The sequence below is a fragment of the Streptomyces sp. NPDC050548 genome (assembly GCF_044457385.1).
Classification (GTDB): Bacteria; Actinomycetota; Actinomycetes; order Streptomycetales; family Streptomycetaceae; genus Streptomyces.
The window spans coordinates 579,910-595,543 of the sequence record NZ_JBITGV010000001.1 but is presented as its reverse complement, the minus strand read 5'-3'; the positions used below and the strand labels follow the sequence as shown (position 1 = coordinate 595,543).

The following is a 15,634-nucleotide window of genomic DNA, read 5'->3' as shown; positions in this document are numbered from 1 at the left end:
GTCAGGCCCCCATGATGACGATCTTGCGGCCCTGCCGGACCCAACGACCCGACCGGGCACGGCCGTTGTGGTGGCCCTCGTGGTGACCTTCGTGATGGCCCTCGTGGTGCGCCCGCTCCTCGTGGCCCCAGCCCTCCTCCCGGCCGCGCCGCTCCTCCTCGCCGCGGCCCCACTCCTCCTCTTCCTCCTCGGCGTGCTCCCAGCCGCGCTCCTCACCGAACTCGCGCCTGGCCTCGCGCCGCTCCTCACCGAACTCGCGCCGTTCCTCGCGCCGTTCCTCGCGGTTGCCCCACTCCCCGCGCTGTTCCTCGCGGCGCCCCTCCTCACGCCGCTCCTCGCCGTGCCGCCACTCCTCCAGCGCCGGGGTGGCGCCCCACTCCTCCTTCGCGGCGGGGGCGGCGGCCGGTGCCACGGCCGGCTCCTCGACAGGCCCGGGGAAGGGCTGTCCCGGCCAGAACCAGGCGGCCGGCACGGCGAAGGTCCTGAAGCGCCGGGCCACGCCAGGTGCGTAACGGCGCGCCGCCGAGTGGACGGCCTGCTGCGCGAGGGCCCGCGGAGCTATCCGGCGCGAGCCGAACGCCGCGTTCCGCGCGGCGGCACCGCTCAGGGCGACGAAGCGCCGGGCGGTCTCGAACTCGTACTCCTCGTGGTCGATGCCCTCGCCCTCGACCTCGAACAGGTTGCTCGCCCAGTCGCCCGCCTTGGCGCCGAGCGCGGTGCCGATGCCGGGTCCGCCGATCGCCGTCCCGAGGGCGCCTCCGATGGCGGGCAGCGCCTGCTTGGCGACGTTCTTGAGGATGCCGCCGACCGCCTTGCCGGTGGCGGACCCCAGGAAACCCCCGGCCTTCCGCGCGGCTGCCCTCAGCCATTTGCCCAGGAATTCCTCCAGCTCCTCCTCGGAGGTGACCCCCAACAGCTCGGTGGCCAGCTGGACTTCCTCCTCCTCGTCGAAGGGGCTCTCCAGCGACTCGGCCACCCGCTCCTCGCGGCGGCCCTCGGCACCGAACTCCTCTTCCTCCTCGCGGTAACGCCTTCCGTATTCCTCTTCGTACGGCTGCATGAGACCAGCCCCTCCCGGCAGTGAGCCGACGCGACCTGTCCAGACCCCCGAACCAGGGCCTGGAACCGCAACGTTGGCAGCGCGCCGGGCACGGCGTCGCCAGGGAGGGCGCTGGGGAAGACCCTTGACCCGGCCGTCCCCAGGGTCCCTGGGGACGGGTACGACCGAGGGCCCCGCCCCGGAACGAATTCCGGGAACGGGGCCCTCATGGCCATAGCGGAAGGAACCTCAGAAGCGGCGCGTGATCAGTGCCCGCTTCACTTCCTGGATCGCCTTCGTGACCTCGATGCCTCGGGGGCACGCGTCCGTGCAGTTGAAGGTCGTGCGGCAACGCCACACGCCGTCACGGTCGTTGAGGATCTCCAGGCGCTGCTCGCCCGCCTCGTCGCGCGAGTCGAAGATGAAGCGGTGCGCGTTGACGATGGCGGCCGGGCCGAAGTACTGGCCGTCGTTCCAGAAGACCGGGCACGAGGACGTGCACGCGGCGCACAGGATGCACTTCGTGGTGTCGTCGAAGCGCTCGCGGTCCTCCGCCGACTGCAGACGCTCGCGCGTCGGCTCGTTCGTGTCCTTCGTGATGAGGAAGGGCATGACGTCGCGGTACGCCTGGAAGAACGGGTCCATGTCGACGACCAGGTCCTTCAGGACCGTCAGACCCTTGATCGGCTCGACCGTGATCGGCTTCTCGGGGTTGAGGTCCTTGATCAGGGTCTTGCAGGCGAGACGGTTCTTGCCGTTGATCCGCATCGCGTCCGAACCGCAGATGCCGTGCGCGCACGAGCGGCGGAAGGTCAGCGTGCCGTCGATGTCCCACTTGATCTTGTGGAGACCGTCGAGGACGCGCTCCTTGGGGTCGATCTCCAGCTGGAAGTCCTCCCAGACCGCTTCCGCCGAGACCTCGGAGTTGAAGCGGCGGATGCGGAAGGTGACCGTGATGTAGGGGGAGTCGGCGAAGCCGGGCTCGGGCTGGCCGGCCGCTTCTTCCTTGTCCAGAACAGGGGTTGCCATCAGTACTTACGCTCCATCGGCTGGTAGCGGGTCTGGACGACCGGCTTGTAGTCGAGACGGATGGACTCGGTGCCGTCGTCGCCGACCTCGCGGTACGCCATGGTGTGGCGCATGAAGTTGACGTCGTCGCGGTTCGGGTAGTCCTCGCGGTAGTGACCGCCGCGGGACTCCTTGCGGGCGAGCGCCGAGACCGCCATGACCTCGGCGAGGTCGAGCAGATTGCCCAGCTCGATGGCCTCAAGGAGGTCCGTGTTGAACCGGCGGCCCTTGTCCTGGATCGAGACGTTGCGGTAGCGCTCGCGCAGCTCCGCGATCTTCTCGACCGCCGTCTTGATCGTCTGCTCGGTGCGGAACACCATGACGTTCGCGTCCATGCACTCCTGCAGCTCGCGGCGGATGACCGCCACGCGCTCGGTGCCCGTGGAGTTGCGCAGGTGCTCGACCTGATCGATGACCTGCTGCGCCGGGTCCTCGGGCAGCTCGACGTAGGACGCCTTCTGCGAGTACTCCGCCGCCGCGATGCCCGCCCGGCGCCCGAACACGTTGATGTCCAGGAGCGAGTTGGTGCCCAGGCGGTTGGCGCCGTGCACCGACACGCAGGCGACCTCGCCGGCCGCGTACAGGCCCGGGACGACGGTGGTGTTGTCCGTGAGGACCTCACCCTCGACGTTCGTCGGGATGCCGCCCATCGCGTAGTGCGCGGTGGGCTGGATCGGGATCGGGTCCGTGTACGGCTCGATGCCGAGGTAGGTGCGCGCGAACTCCGTGATGTCCGGGAGCTTCGCGTCGAGCTGCTCCGGCGGGAGGTGCGTGAGGTCGAGGTAGACGTGGTCGCCCTCGGGGCCACAACCCCGACCCTCGCGGATCTCCGTGTAGATGGAGCGGGACACGACGTCACGGGACGCGAGGTCCTTCATGACCGGCGCGTACTTCTCCATGAAGCGCTCGCCGTCCTTGTTGCGGAGGATGCCGCCCTCACCGCGGGCGCCCTCCGTCAGCAGGATGCCCATGCGCCAGATGCCGGTCGGGTGGAACTGGAAGAACTCCATGTCCTCCAGCGGCAGCCCGCGCCGGTACACCGCGGCCTGGCCGTCGCCGGTCAGGGTGTGCGCGTTCGACGTCACCTTGAAGAACTTGCCGCAGCCGCCGGACGCGTAGATCACGGCCTTCGCCTGGAAGACGTGGATCTCGCCGGTCGCCAGCTCGTACGCGACCACGCCGACCGAGGTCTTCACGCCGTCGACGTCGGCGATCAGCTGGTCGAGGACGTAGAACTCGTTGAAGAACTCCACGCCCTCCTTCACGCAGTTCTGGTACAGCGTCTGGAGGATCATGTGGCCGGTGCGGTCCGCCGCGTAGCAGGACCGGCGGACCGGGGCCTCGCCGTGGTTGCGCGAGTGACCGCCGAAGCGGCGCTGGTCGATCGTGCCGTCGGGCGTGCGGTTGAACGGCAGGCCCATCTTCTCCAGGTCGAGGACGGAGTCGATGGCCTCCTTCGCCAGGATCTCGGCGGCGTCCTGGTCGACCAGGTAGTCACCGCCCTTGATCGTGTCGAAGGTGTGCCACTCCCAGTTGTCCTCCTCCACGTTGGCGAGCGCGGCGGCCATACCGCCCTGCGCGGCGCCCGTGTGGGAGCGGGTGGGGTACAGCTTCGTCAGGACCGCGGTGCGGCTGCGCTTCGTCGACTCGATCGCGGCGCGCATACCGGCGCCGCCCGCGCCGACGATGACGGTGTCGTATTTGTGGATCTTCATCAGAATTCCTCAGTCCCTCAGCCCGATGGCCTAGCGGATGTTCGGGTCGAAGGTGAAGATCACCAGCGTGCCCAGCAGGATGGTGAACACCGTGGCGGTGTAGAGCAGGCCCTTGAGCCACAGCCGGGTGTTCGCGCGCTCCGCGTAGTCGTTGATGACCGTGCGCAGGCCGTTGGCGCCGTGCAGCATCGCCAGCCAGAGCATCAGCAGGTCCCAGACCTGCCAGAACGGCGAGGCCCAGCGGCCGGCCACGAAGGCGAAGCCGATCTTGGAGACACCGCCGTCGAGCACGAGCTGGATCAGCAGGTGGCCGAGGACCAGGACGACCAGCACGACGCCCGACAGGCGCATGAAGAGCCAGCCGTACATCTCGAAATTGCCCCGGGTCGACTTCGGGGTCTTCTTGGTGCGCTTGCGGGGAGCCTCGATGAGGGGCGCGGGGTTGTCTACGGTGTAGACGGCCGCGCTCTCCACCGGGCCGATGCCCGACGTTGCGGTTTCAGTCGTGGACATCTGCGTCAGCTCCCGAAGACAACACGAGCGGCGTGGCCGAGCACGGGGTAGATCGCCCCGAGCATGAGCACGACCCACAGGCCGACGACGGACCAGAGCATCTGCTTCTGGTAGCGCGGGCCCTTCGACCAGAAGTCGACGGCGATGACGCGCAGGCCGTTGAGGGCGTGGAAGAGGATCGCGGCGACGAGGCCGTACTCCAGCAGTGCGACGATCGGCGTCTTGTAGGTGGCTACGACCTTGTCGTAGTCCTCGGGGGAGACACGCACAAGAGCGGTGTCCAGCACGTGTACGAACAGGAAGAAGAAGATGAGGACGCCGGTGACTCGATGAGCCACCCAGGACCACATTCCTTCCCGGCCGCGGTACAGCGTTCCAGCCGGCACGGAAGAACCCTCCGGGAGCGGGGATTTAGGGCCGCGCCGGCTTCTCTGTCGGTCGGGCCCGGCCGGGTACGGTCCACCGGCCCTCAGCATCGTAACCAGGTGCTGACGCGGGTCTTACGGCGGGCCTGCTTGTGTGATCGAACTGGCACCCAAAGGTGCGCGTATGGGCTAGTTTCGGGCGGCTGATGGGGTGGGGGGTTCTGTTGAGTGCCGGGTGCGGCGCCGTTGTGGCTGGGCGCGCAGTTCCCCGCGCCCCTAAAGAACTCCGGCCAACCGTCCTCTTGCCAGGCGCCGGAGTTCCTCTGCCACCACTACCCGCTCCTCCTCCGGGTCGTTCGTCAACCGTGACCGGATGCCCGCCAAAACATGGTCCAGGACCTCGTCCGGGGCAATTCCGTCCGGGCAGATGACGAACACGTGGCCGAACCTCGCCTCGTACGCCGCGTGGGCCGCGTCCAGGGCCATGTGGGCCGCCTCGTACGTGTCGTCCGGGAGGACCGGGAGCGACTCGCCCGCCAGTGCCTCCGCCAGGTCGCCCGCCGTGAGGTCGTACGCCGCCTCGTCGGACGCTGCGAGTAGGGCGTCGAGGTCGGGGTAGGGGCGGTGGTCGGTGAGGCGGTGGGACCAGCGGTGGCTGTGGAGGCAGGTGAGGAGGGTGCGGCGGGCGGTCTCGGGCGGTGCCGTGTTGAAGGCCGCCAGTGCATGCGGGGACGGCGAGGTGCGGGACTGCTCGGGCAGCGCCGGTATGGCCAGTCGGCCGGGGAGATGGGGAAGGCGGTGCGAAGGCAGTGTGGATCCTCGCGTCACGGATGGTGCGGCAGGGGATGCAGTGAGAAGTGCGTCACCACGTTATCGGGAGTGGTCATGACGTGTCCGTTGGATGCCCGAATTTCACCCGGACGGGAGAGTTTCGGAACGTGTGGTGGACACTCGCGGTCCGCCCGGGGCCGTAGGTTGGCGCCGTGAGCCAGCACAGGCGCCGCGTGTCGGCGAAGCAGGTGAGGCCGTTGAAGCAGCGGCGGGGGCTGATCGCCGTCGCCGCGGCCACGGCGGTGGTCGCGGGCGGGGTCGGCCTCGGGGTGTGGGCATCGGGCGGGGACGACGGGAGCCCGGTCGGCGCCGCGCTGAGTCCCTCCGACGCCACCTCCGCCTCCTCGCGGGCCGCGAACTCCCGCACCCCCACCCCCACGCCCACCCCGAGCCCGACCCGCGTCTATCCGCTGTCGCGGACGCCCCGCACGATTCCCGCCGTGCGTTCGCACACCCCCGCCCGCGGTCCCGGCTGGCGTGCGGCGAAGGGGGAGCGGGTCGTCGTCGACGACGCCGACCTCGTCGACGAAGGGCGGCTGATCGCCGGTGAGTTGGGGCTCACGTACGCGGGCGAGGCGAGTGACGTGCGTTCCGGGGACGTGCGGCTGGCGCTGAACGACGACGAGGGCGCGAACCCGGAGTCGTACGCGATGACCGTGCGCGGTGGGCGGGTCACCATCAGCGGGCCCTCGGACGCGGGGGTGTTCTACGGCACCCGGACGCTCAAGCAGGAGGTGCACGGCGGCGGTTCGGCGCCGGAGGGTGTCGTGCACGACCAACCGGCCAAGCCGCGGCGGGGGTTCATGCTGGACATCGCGCGCAAGCCGTTCACCGCGTCCTGGATCGAGGACCGGGTACGGGAGTTGGGCGACCTCAAGTTCAACGAACTCGGGCTGCACTTCTCCGACGACCAGGGGTTCCGGATCGAGTCCACGACCCATCCCGAGGTCGTGTCGAAGGACCACCTCTCCAAGGCCCAGGTGAAGGCGATCGTCGATCTCGCCGCCGCTCGCCACATCACCGTCGTGCCCGAGATCGACTCACCGGGGCACCTGGGCGCGGTCATCGCCGCCCACCCCGATCTGCAACTGCGCAACGCGTCCGGTGTCGCCAGGCGCGGTGCCATCGACATCTCCAAGGACGCGTCCGCCGCGATCGTCGACGAACTCCTCGACGAGTACGCCGGGTTGTTCACCGGCGACCAGTGGCACCTCGGCGGCGACGAGTACCAGGCGCTGACCGTCGCCAACCCCCAGGCGTCCTTCCCGCAGTTGGCCGCCGCCGCGACCAAGGCCTACGGCTCCGGCGGCACCGTCGCCGACCTCACCACCGGCTGGCTCAACGACCGCGCCGACACGGTCCGCAACCACGACCGGACGATGCGGGTGTGGAACGACGGCTTCTTCGCGGGGACATCCGTGCAGGCGGCCAAGGATCTCCAAGTGGCGTACTGGACGGGCAAGGAGATCGGCGCGCGGCAGCCCGTCGCCTATCTGAGCGCGGGCCGCAAGGTCCTCAACTACAACGACGAGTACCTGTATTACGTCCTCGGTGAGCCGCAGACCTTCGTCTATCCGACCGGGCGGCGGATCTACGAGCAGTGGAACCCTCGCGTGCTGCGCGGCACGCAGGCGGTTCCGGCGAAGTACGACGGCCAGATCCTCGGCGGTTCCTTCGCGGTCTGGTGCGACCTCGCCAACTCCCAGACACAGGCCCAGGTCGCGGCCGGCATCCGGATGCCGCTGCGGGCCACCGTCCAGAAACTGTGGGACCCGGGGACACCGGCGCTGACCTGGACCCAGTTCAAGTCTCTTGCGGACAAGGTGGGTTGAGATGGAGGCCATATCCGTGTCCCGGCCGCGTTCGCCGGTCGGCCTCGGCCGGATCGCCGTCGCGCTGCTCGGGCTGGTGATCGCCGTCGATCTGTTCGCCGTCTACGCCGACTTCAGGTTCTACGACGTGATAGGCGATGCCATGGGCGGCGCGGGCGGCGAGGCGATGGTCCGGCGGGTGCTCGCGGCGCATTCGCTCGACTCGCTGGCCGGTCGTGTGCACACGGGCGCGCTGGTCGTGTGTGTGATCGGGTACCTGTGCTGGTTCGTGCGGGTGCGGGCCAATGCCGGGGTGTTCGAACCGGGCGGGCAGAGCATGCAGGCCTGGTGGGCGGTCGCCGGCTGGTTCGTCCCGGGGCTCAACCTCTGGTACCCGCGCCGGATCACCCTGGAGATCTGGGACGCCAGTCCGCCGTCCTCGGGCGCCCGCAGGTCGCATCTCCTGGTCAACCTCTGGTGGACGCTGTGCCTCCTGTCGCTCGTCGCCGACCGGCTCGGCGACCTGCACTACGAGAGCGGCTTCACGCCCGCCGACAACCGCGCCATCCTCCTGTTGTCGCTGCTCGCCCGCACCGTCGAGATCGTGGCCGCCGTCCTCGCGATCCTCGTCGTGCTGCGACTGACCCGGATGCAGCAGGCGAAGGTCCTGGCGGGGCCGGGCGTACCGCTCGCGGTCTGACCGCCGGTTGGCCGAAAATCTCTTCTTCCGCTTTCTCGACCTGCACGGGGTGCTCCCGTGTGACACTCCCGGGGTGGAGCACGCAGTCTGGGGAGACGCGGGCACCAAAGGGGAGGGGCCCCGCAGAGGGAGGTTCGGATGAGTCTGGTGGAACTGATCGCTCGGGCCGACGAACGCGCACTGGCCGTCAGTGGGCTGGCTTGTTTGGATCGGTGTGTGCCGCTGCTGGGCGGTGGCGACGAGGTGCTGCGGCCGTTGTGGGCCGGCCTCGCGGACGGCGCGGCGGGGGAGGAGTGGGGCGAGCGGCTGGAGAAGGCGCGCGGTGAACTGCCCGCCCTCTTCGAGGAACCCGGTGAGGACCTGGCCGCGCCGCTCGCCCGCCGGATGCTCGACACCGCCCCGGACGTACCGGTCGACCCCGCGGTACGGGAGTGGGCCGACATCTGCTCCGTCGCTTCGCTGCGCGTCCACCAGCTCCTCGACCCCGCCGACGACGGCTCCCCGGTCGACACCCGCCGGGCCGGCCGTACGGACGGCCTCTCGCCGCTCGTCGCCGCCGAACTGCGCCGCCAGATCACCGTCCTCGAACTCCTCTCCGGCCCCGCCCCGGGCGGCATCCGCCAGGCACTGGCCGTGTCGACGGAGGGCCGCCGGGTACTGCGCGCGGTGGTGTCCCGCCGGGCCCGCGGACGGGGTTGAGGGAATCCCGTTTCCGCGCGGTCTGTGAGCGTCGTGCGGTGAGTGTGGGGCGGTCCTGCGCCGGTCCGGGGGAATGTCCGGATCGTGGTGCCGGAAGAGTGCCCGGCCGTGCTTCTCCTGGTGTGGTGACAGAGCTGATGAGAGAGCGGTCGCGCCCCAGGGCCGCCGCGCAGCCCGTGCGGTGGGCCGCGGACGCGGTGGCGATGATGCGCGAGGGCGCCAGGGTGCGCCTCGACTACTCGGCGCGGAGCCTGTGGCGCGTCGACCGGATGATCGAGGAGATACGGCGGGAGGGCACGCCGTACGCCGCCGTGGAGAGCGAGTTGCGCGGGTTCGGGGCGTACGCGGGCGAGGTGATCGCGTGGCAGACCGGTGCCGAGTGGTGGGCGACCGGCGGTGAGCACTGGCTGCGCACTCCGGACGGGCGCCTGTGGGACCCCGTCGACGAGGCGCGGCGGTGTTTCGGCGGGCACGGGTCGCTGCGGCTGCTCTGCCGGGACGCGGTGAACGGCGTACAGAGGTAGGGGAGTTCGACGGGCGCCCCGGGGTGCCGGGCTCGGCAAAATCGGCGTAATAAGAGACGCCTGCGTTCCCCAAGGGGGAGGTCCGGGAGGACGATGAGGGCAACTGCCGGACCGGGGAGGGCACATGGCCGAGAACCGTCGTTGGTGGGCGCTGGTCGTCATCGCGCTCGCGCAGTTGATGGTCGTCCTCGACATGACCATCGTCAACATCGCACTGCCGTCCGCCCAGACCGACCTGGGGATGTCGGACGGGAACCGGCAGTGGGTCATCACCGCCTACACCCTCGCCTTCGGCGGACTGCTGCTGCTCGGCGGCCGGATCGCGGACCTCGCCGGACGCAAGAACACCTTCATGATCGGCCTGATCGGCTTCGCCGCCGCGTCCGCGCTCGGCGGTGCCGCCGCCAACCAGGGCATGCTGTTCGGCGCCCGGGCGCTGCAAGGTGTCTTCGCCGCGCTCCTCGCCCCCTCCGCGCTGTCGCTGCTGACGACGACGTTCACCGACCCGAAGGACCGCGGCAAGGCCTTCGGTGTGTTCGGCGCGATTGTCGGCGCGGGCGCGGCAGTCGGCCTGCTCGCCGGCGGTTTCCTCACCCAGTACCTGGACTGGCGCTGGTGCCTCTACGTCAACGTGCCCATCGCACTGGTCGCGTTCGCCGGCGCCTGGGTGCTGCTCAGCGACAGCTCCCGGCACCCGGAGGCCCACCTCGACATCCCCGGCGCGCTCCTCGGCTCGGCCGGCATGCTCACCCTCGTCTACGGCTTCTCCGAGGCGGAGTCCAGGAGTTGGGGCGACGGACTGGTCCTGACCCTGCTCGCCGCCGGTGTCGTCCTGCTCGGCGCGTTCGGGTTCTGGCAGACCCGGGCCCGGGTTCCGCTGCTGCCGATGTCGGTGGTGAAGGACCGTCAGCGGGTCGGGGCGTTCCTCACCATCCTGTTCGTCACCATCGGCATGTTCGGTGTGTTCCTCTTCCTCACCTACTACATGCAGCGCGTCCTCGGCTATTCGCCGGTCAAGACGGGCGTCGCCTATCTCCCCATCACCGTCGGCATGATCACCGGTTCCACTCAGGTCGCGGCCCGGCTGCTGTACAAGGTCCCGCCGCGCACCCTGATGGTCCCGGGCCTGCTGGTCGCGGCGGGCGCGCTCGCGCTGATCGCCCAGGTCGGGGTGGAGCCCGCGTACGCCACGTACATCCTGCCCGGCATGCTGATGCTCGGCCTCGGCATGGGTACGGCGATGATGACCTCGGTGTCCCTGGCCACCGGAGGCGTCGCCCCGCGCGACTCCGGCGCCGCCTCCGCCACCTTCAACACCGCCCAGCAGGTGGGCGGTTCGATCGGTACGGCTCTCCTCAACACGATCGCCGCCACGGTCACTGCGCGCTACGCCACCGCCCACGCGGGCCCGGGTGTGAACAAGCGGCTCCTTGAGGCGGAGGCCGCGGTGCACGGCTTCAACGTCGCCACCTGGTGGGCGATGGGCTCGATCCTGCTGGCCGCGCTCATCGCCGGCGTCCTGGTGAACGCGGACCGGGCGCCCGCCCCGGGCGCGGTGGCGGCGGAGACGCCCCAACAGCCGGTGGACACAACGCTTTAGGGCGACGGGACCGCGATCGAGGGGCGGCACCTCGCGCCGGTGCGGAAGGCCGCCGTACACCAAGAGGCCGCCGAACGTGGGGAGTTGGCGGGTGTCCGGCGACCGTGGCGCGGACGCTGTGACACTTCTGTGAGGCCCGGCGCTGATGGCGATGGGGGGTGCGGGGGGACCGCCGCGCCCGGTACGGATTCTTCGCGAACTCGGTACGTCACGTGGGACGTACGGACGAGGACAGTCCTTGGGCCAGACAGGCGAGCCCCGCCGCGGGCACGCGCACGACGGGGAACTGGGTGCCGCTGTCGCGCGCGCCCAGGAGGGCGACGACAGTGCTTTCGCGGTCGCGTACCGGATCGTGCAGCCCGGGCTGCTCGGGTATCTGCGCGGGCTGGTCGGCGACGAGGCCGAGGACGTGGCGGCCGACGCCTGGCTGGAGATCGCCCGCGACCTCGGCCGCTTCCGGGGCGACGGGGCGGGCTTCCGCGGCTGGACGGCGACCATCGCCCGGCACCGGGCGCTGGACCATCTGCGCAGACAGCGGGTGCGGCCCCGGTCGGCGGCGCTGGAACAGGACGTGTTCGAACTCCCCGGCCCGCACAGCACCCATGACCAGGCGCTGGAGTCCCTCTCCACCGAACACGCCCTCGACCTGGTCCGCGGCCTGCCCCGCGACCAGGCGGAGGCGGTGCTGCTCCGTGTCGTCGTGGGCCTCGACGGGCCGGCCGCCGCCCGGGTCCTGGGGAAGCGGCCCGGTGCGGTACGCACGGCGGCCTACCGGGGTCTGAGGCGGCTGGCCCGTGAACTCGCCGGGGAGGGTGTGACGGATGCCGGCACCAGGACGCTGGGGGAGTCGGACGACGGTTCGCCGACGGATGGGCACGGACATGATTGAGCAGCGGAACGGCGACGGTTTCCCGGCCCTGCTGGGCGCCGCGTTGCGCGATGTCGTCGTGGACGACGAGGCGGAGCGGCGGGCGGTGGCCGCGTTCCGGATGGCCAGGGACTCCGGCACCCACGCGACCGGCCACGCGACCAGTCCCCGGCGCGAGGACGACTGGCGTCCGGGGTCCGCGTGAGCCCGGCCGGCGTGGCCGGGCCGTGTCCGCAAAGTCCCTCCCCCAGAGGGGGTACCCCCAGCCCCGCGACGCCCGGCACTCCCCAGCCTTCGGCCGGGGGGACCCCCAGAGCACGCACCGGACGCCGCGGGGCCCGCCCTCCGGGCGGACGACGGGACTTTGCGGACACGACCTAGACCGCTTCGCGGACTGCCCCGCCCCGCTTGACGATCCGGCCCTCCTGCATGACCAGCACCACGTTCGCCGGATCCCCGAGCAGACCGATGTCGGCGACGGGATCGCCCTCGCACACCACGACGTCGGCGGTCTTCCCGACCTCGACCGTGCCCAACGACTCGTCCAGGCCCAGGAGTTGGGCGGAGGTCAGCGTTCCCGCGCGGATCGCGTCCAGCGGTGACAGGCCCAACCCCACCAGGTGGCCCAGCTCCTGGAGGTTCCGCGCGTGGGGAACCGCGCCCGCGTCCGTGCCGAGCGCGACCTTCACCCCGCGTCGCACCGCCTCGCTCAGCCGGGTCGCCGCCGCCTCCGCGAGCCGGGCCTTCTTCTCGTAGGCGGCGGGCGTGAAGCGGCTCCGCTCGACATGGAAGGTCGACAGGGTCGGGACCAGGAACGCGCCCTTCTCCAGCATCAGATCGATGCCCTCGTCGTCGATGAGGTAGCCGTGCTCGACGCTGGTCACCCCGGCGCGCAGGGCGTTCTTGATGCCCACCGTGCCCTGTGCGTGCGCGGCGACGGGACGGCCGCGGTGCCGGCGGGTCTCGTCCACGACCGTGGCGATCTCCTCCACGGTCAGGCCCTCGTCCTCGGGCTGGTCGCTCGGGCTGTTGACGCCGCCGGTCGCGCAGATCTTGATGACGTCCGCGCCGTCGCGCAGCAACCGCCGTGTCGCCAGCCGGACTTGGCCGGGGTCGTCGGCCAGCTCGCTGAACGGATCGAGGAGGGCCGAGGGGTCGTAGCCGCTGGGCATGCTGAAGTCGGCGTGTCCGCCGGTGTGGCTCATCAGCCGCAGCGCGACATGGAGCCGGGGGCCCTCGATCAGGCCGAGCGCCACGGCGTCGCGGTAGCCGGCGTCGATGCCGCCGAGGTCGCGGGCGGTCGTGATGCCGGCGTGCAGGGTTTCGCGCATACGGCGGGCCCGTTCGAAGACGGTGACCGTGGGCCGGTTGGTCAGCAGTCTGCCGGTGAAGTCGGCGTTGCTGTCCATGAGGAAGTGCAGATGGCAGTCGAAGAACCCGGGCAGCAGGGTCCGTCCGCGGCAGTCGACGACCGTCGCCCCGTCCGGCTCGGGTCGCGCGTGCTCCGGCCCGGCGTAGGTGAACCTGCCGTCCTCCACGACCACGGCCGCCGACTCGACGGGCGGGGCTCCGGTCCCGTCGACGAGACGGACTCCGGTGAACACGACGGGGGCCGACGGGCGACGTTCACTGTTGTCAGGCATGACCCACGTGTATCCCGCACCGACCGCACCCGGCACGCGCGGTGGTCCGGTGGCCGGGACACCGGGCCGGAGACACGGAGGCCCGTGCCGTCCGGGGCGGGCCCACCCCGGACGGCACGGGCGTGACACTCAGCGGGGCTGGGCGAGTTGAGCGGCGAGGAGGTGGGAGTCGAGCAGGGCGGTGTCGCTGGTGCGGGCGGCCTTCGCGTAGCCGGCGAGCATGCGTTTGGTCAGGACGAGTGCCTGTGGGGAGCGGCGGGCGAGGGGCTTGGTCCAGGCTGTGACGGCGTCGTCGAGCCGGTCGAGGGGGGCGACCTTGTGCAGGAGCCCGAGGTGGTGGGCGGTGGGTGCGTCGAACTCGTCGCAGGTGAGCAGGAGTTCGCGGACCCGGGCGACACCGGCCTCGGTGATCAGGCGCCCCATCGCGCCTCCCCAGGTGGGCGCGAGCCCGAGGCCGATCTCCGGCATGCGGAAGCGGCAGGTGTCCGCCCCCGCGCGCAGATCGCAGTGGGCGGCGAGCGCGAGGCCGGCGCCGATGACCCCGCCGTGGAGCCGGGCGATGGTGACGGCGTGGGTGTTCTCCAGCGCCTGGCACAGCCGCTGGGCCTTGTCCGCGATGCGCCGCAGCGTGGCCCCGGTCGGATCGCCGGCCAGCGACTCCTGGTACTCCCGGCGGTCCGCTCCCAGACAGAAGTCCTTGCCCAGTGAGGAGAGCACCAGGATCTGGACGTCCGGCTGTTCGTGGAGGCCGTCGAGTACGGCGATGAGCGCGTCGAGGACGGCGGAACTCAGGACGTCGTCGTCCTGAGCGGACGGGTTGAGCCGTACGTGGAGGACGGATCCGGTCCGGGTGAGGCTCACGGGGCCGGTGGGAGGTGCGGTCTCCGCGTCGTCCACGGGCTCCGACGCGGGGGCGTGCACGGCGGCACTGGAGGCTATTGGCGGGTTCATGTCAGTGAAACGTCCAGGTTGAGGATCCGCCTGAACGCCACCCGGGGTGCCCGCGCGGGGCGGCGGACCAGGGTGAGTCGAGGCAGACGGGCGATCATGCGGTGGAGCAGGGTCTGTGCCTCCATCCGGGCCAGGGGCGCGCCGAGGCAGTAGTGGATGCCTCCGCCGAAGGCCAGGTGGGGCGTCTTGCGCCGGGGGTCGAAGGAGTCGGGGTCGGGGTACCGGGCGGGGTCGTGGTGGGCGGCGCCCATCATGAGGTAGATCATCTCCCCGGCCCGGATCTCGGTGCCCTCCAGGAGGCAGTCGTCGGAGGCGACCCGGCCGATGAGGTGGAGGGGAGGGTCGTAGCGAAGGGCCTCTTCGACGAACTCGGGGACGAGGTCCGGGTGTTCGGCGAGCAGGCTCCAGCGTTCGGGGTCCTCGACCAGCCGGAGAACCATGCTCGACAGCATGGTCGCGGTGGTCTCCATGGCGGCCAGCACGACGAACAGGGCCAGGAAGTACACGGCCTCGTCGGCCTTGTCCCGGTCCGGTTCGAGCTCGTCCCAGGTGCGGATCCACGCCGAGACGGGATCGTCCCCGGGGTGTGCGCGCCGCTCGCGCACCAACTCCGTGAAGTAGGTGCGCAGTTCCGCGGTGGCGGCGTCGGAACGGGCCAGCTGGCTGGCGTTCGGAAGCAGCTCCTGGGAGAAGACCTGTTCATGGGTCAGTGTGCGCAGCCGGGGCCAGTCGGCGCTGGGCAGCCCGAGCCAGCCGCCGATGGTGGCGACCGGGAGTTCCTCGCTGACCAGTGCCGTGAAGTCGGCCTCCCCCGAGCGGAGGCGCTCGTGCAGGGTGTCGAGGAGGCGCTCGATGATCTGGCCCACCGGGCGGCAGATCTCTTCGACGCTGGCGCGGTCGAAGGTGCCGAACGACCGGCGTACCCGGGTGTGCTCCGGAGGGTTGAGCGCGAGCAGGGTTCGGCTGATCTCACGTGAGGAGGGTGCGTTCCAGCGGCTGCGCGGGCCCTGCTGTGCCCGCCAGTCGGTGTCTGCTTCGAGCCAGAAGCCGTTGCGCAGTACTTGATCGCAGATGCTGTAACTGGTCACGAGGTGACCGCCCCAGGGCGCGGGGCTGATGGTGCCGCGCGCCCTGAGTTCTGCGTAGATGGGGAAGGGATCGGCCTGTCCCTCAGCCGTCCGGAGACGGGAGAACAGGGAGACGGTGGCCCGACGGTCCGTGGACGGAGTCGTGACGCTTCCCACGATGGTGGCTCCTCTCTGCCAGCCGCCATCCGTACCCGTGGGATTCTTGAATCATCCAATAAC

16 protein-coding genes are annotated in these 15,634 nt (G+C 70.7%); 7 read left to right on the top strand and 9 right to left on the bottom strand.

Going from position 1 to position 15,634, the window contains the following annotated elements; genetic code table 11:
- Position 1 precedes the first annotated feature (1 nt).
- The 6 genes from ACIBJH_RS02820 to ACIBJH_RS02795 form a co-directional block, all read right to left on the bottom strand.
- On the bottom strand, positions 2 to 1,060 hold the full coding sequence (locus ACIBJH_RS02820; RefSeq protein WP_399115045.1) for a hypothetical protein: 1,059 nt from the start codon (positions 1,058 to 1,060) through the stop codon (positions 2 to 4).
- Between the two features lie 228 nt (positions 1,061 to 1,288).
- Positions 1,289 to 2,068, bottom strand: coding sequence for a succinate dehydrogenase iron-sulfur subunit (locus tag ACIBJH_RS02815; RefSeq protein WP_362975035.1), 780 nt, complete (start codon positions 2,066 to 2,068; stop codon positions 1,289 to 1,291).
- Positions 2,068 to 3,822: a succinate dehydrogenase flavoprotein subunit gene (sdhA, locus tag ACIBJH_RS02810; protein WP_399115044.1), complete on the bottom strand. Its 1,755-nt coding sequence runs from the start codon at positions 3,820 to 3,822 to the stop codon at positions 2,068 to 2,070. The genes ACIBJH_RS02815 and sdhA overlap by 1 nt, the downstream gene beginning before the upstream one ends.
- 30 nt (positions 3,823 to 3,852) lie before the next feature.
- Entirely contained in the window at positions 3,853 to 4,335 is a 483-nt protein-coding gene (locus ACIBJH_RS02805) for a succinate dehydrogenase hydrophobic membrane anchor subunit (protein ID WP_399115043.1), read from the bottom strand.
- A gap of 5 nt (positions 4,336 to 4,340) precedes the next feature.
- Positions 4,341 to 4,721, bottom strand: coding sequence for a succinate dehydrogenase, cytochrome b556 subunit (gene sdhC / locus ACIBJH_RS02800; RefSeq protein ID WP_329256213.1), 381 nt, complete (start codon positions 4,719 to 4,721; stop codon positions 4,341 to 4,343).
- Between the two features lie 255 nt (positions 4,722 to 4,976).
- Complete coding sequence (locus ACIBJH_RS02795) at positions 4,977 to 5,528, bottom strand: 2-oxo-4-hydroxy-4-carboxy-5-ureidoimidazoline decarboxylase (protein ID WP_399115042.1); 552 nt, start codon at positions 5,526 to 5,528, stop codon at positions 4,977 to 4,979.
- Positions 5,529 to 5,683: 155 nt separating this feature from the next.
- On the opposite strand from ACIBJH_RS02795, the gene ACIBJH_RS02790 reads away from it, so the two are divergent.
- From ACIBJH_RS02790 to ACIBJH_RS02760, 7 genes are all read left to right on the top strand, one after another.
- Positions 5,684 to 7,363, top strand: coding sequence for a glycoside hydrolase family 20 protein (locus tag ACIBJH_RS02790; protein WP_399115041.1), 1,680 nt, complete (start codon positions 5,684 to 5,686; stop codon positions 7,361 to 7,363).
- A gap of 1 nt (position 7,364) precedes the next feature.
- Positions 7,365 to 8,042 carry a DUF4328 domain-containing protein gene (locus ACIBJH_RS02785; protein ID WP_399115040.1) on the top strand — a complete coding sequence of 226 codons (678 nt, stop codon included), beginning with the start codon at positions 7,365 to 7,367 and terminating at the stop codon, positions 8,040 to 8,042.
- 138 nt (positions 8,043 to 8,180) lie between these two features.
- Entirely contained in the window at positions 8,181 to 8,741 is a 561-nt protein-coding gene (locus ACIBJH_RS02780; protein ID WP_399115039.1) for a hypothetical protein, read from the top strand.
- A 137-nt stretch (positions 8,742 to 8,878) separates the two neighbouring features.
- Positions 8,879 to 9,265, top strand: a complete 387-nt coding sequence (locus ACIBJH_RS02775) for a hypothetical protein (RefSeq protein WP_399115038.1) — start codon at positions 8,879 to 8,881, stop codon at positions 9,263 to 9,265.
- Between the two features lie 124 nt (positions 9,266 to 9,389).
- Positions 9,390 to 10,865, top strand: a complete 1,476-nt coding sequence (locus ACIBJH_RS02770) for an MFS transporter (RefSeq protein WP_399115037.1) — start codon at positions 9,390 to 9,392, stop codon at positions 10,863 to 10,865.
- Between the two features lie 238 nt (positions 10,866 to 11,103).
- The gene (locus tag ACIBJH_RS02765; RefSeq protein WP_399115036.1) at positions 11,104 to 11,754 is read left to right on the top strand and encodes an RNA polymerase sigma factor; all 651 of its coding nucleotides are present in this window, start codon (positions 11,104 to 11,106) and stop codon (positions 11,752 to 11,754) included.
- Positions 11,747 to 11,938 carry a hypothetical protein gene (locus tag ACIBJH_RS02760; RefSeq protein WP_399115035.1) on the top strand — a complete coding sequence of 64 codons (192 nt, stop codon included), beginning with the start codon at positions 11,747 to 11,749 and terminating at the stop codon, positions 11,936 to 11,938. The genes ACIBJH_RS02765 and ACIBJH_RS02760 overlap by 8 nt, the downstream gene beginning before the upstream one ends.
- Before the next feature lie 172 nt (positions 11,939 to 12,110).
- Here the strand turns inward: ACIBJH_RS02760 and ACIBJH_RS02755 are convergent, their stop codons facing one another.
- The 3 genes from ACIBJH_RS02755 to ACIBJH_RS02745 all read right to left on the bottom strand — a co-directional run bounded on the left by ACIBJH_RS02755 (position 12,111) and on the right by ACIBJH_RS02745 (position 15,571).
- The gene (locus ACIBJH_RS02755; RefSeq protein ID WP_399115034.1) at positions 12,111 to 13,376 is read right to left on the bottom strand and encodes an amidohydrolase family protein; all 1,266 of its coding nucleotides are present in this window, start codon (positions 13,374 to 13,376) and stop codon (positions 12,111 to 12,113) included.
- A gap of 129 nt (positions 13,377 to 13,505) precedes the next feature.
- Positions 13,506 to 14,327: an enoyl-CoA hydratase/isomerase family protein gene (locus tag ACIBJH_RS02750; RefSeq protein ID WP_399115033.1), complete on the bottom strand. Its 822-nt coding sequence runs from the start codon at positions 14,325 to 14,327 to the stop codon at positions 13,506 to 13,508.
- A complete protein-coding gene (locus tag ACIBJH_RS02745; RefSeq protein ID WP_399115032.1) occupies positions 14,324 to 15,571 on the bottom strand; it encodes a cytochrome P450 in 1,248 nt (415 codons plus the stop codon). The genes ACIBJH_RS02750 and ACIBJH_RS02745 overlap by 4 nt, the downstream gene beginning before the upstream one ends.
- Between the last annotated feature and the right edge of the window lie 63 nt (positions 15,572 to 15,634).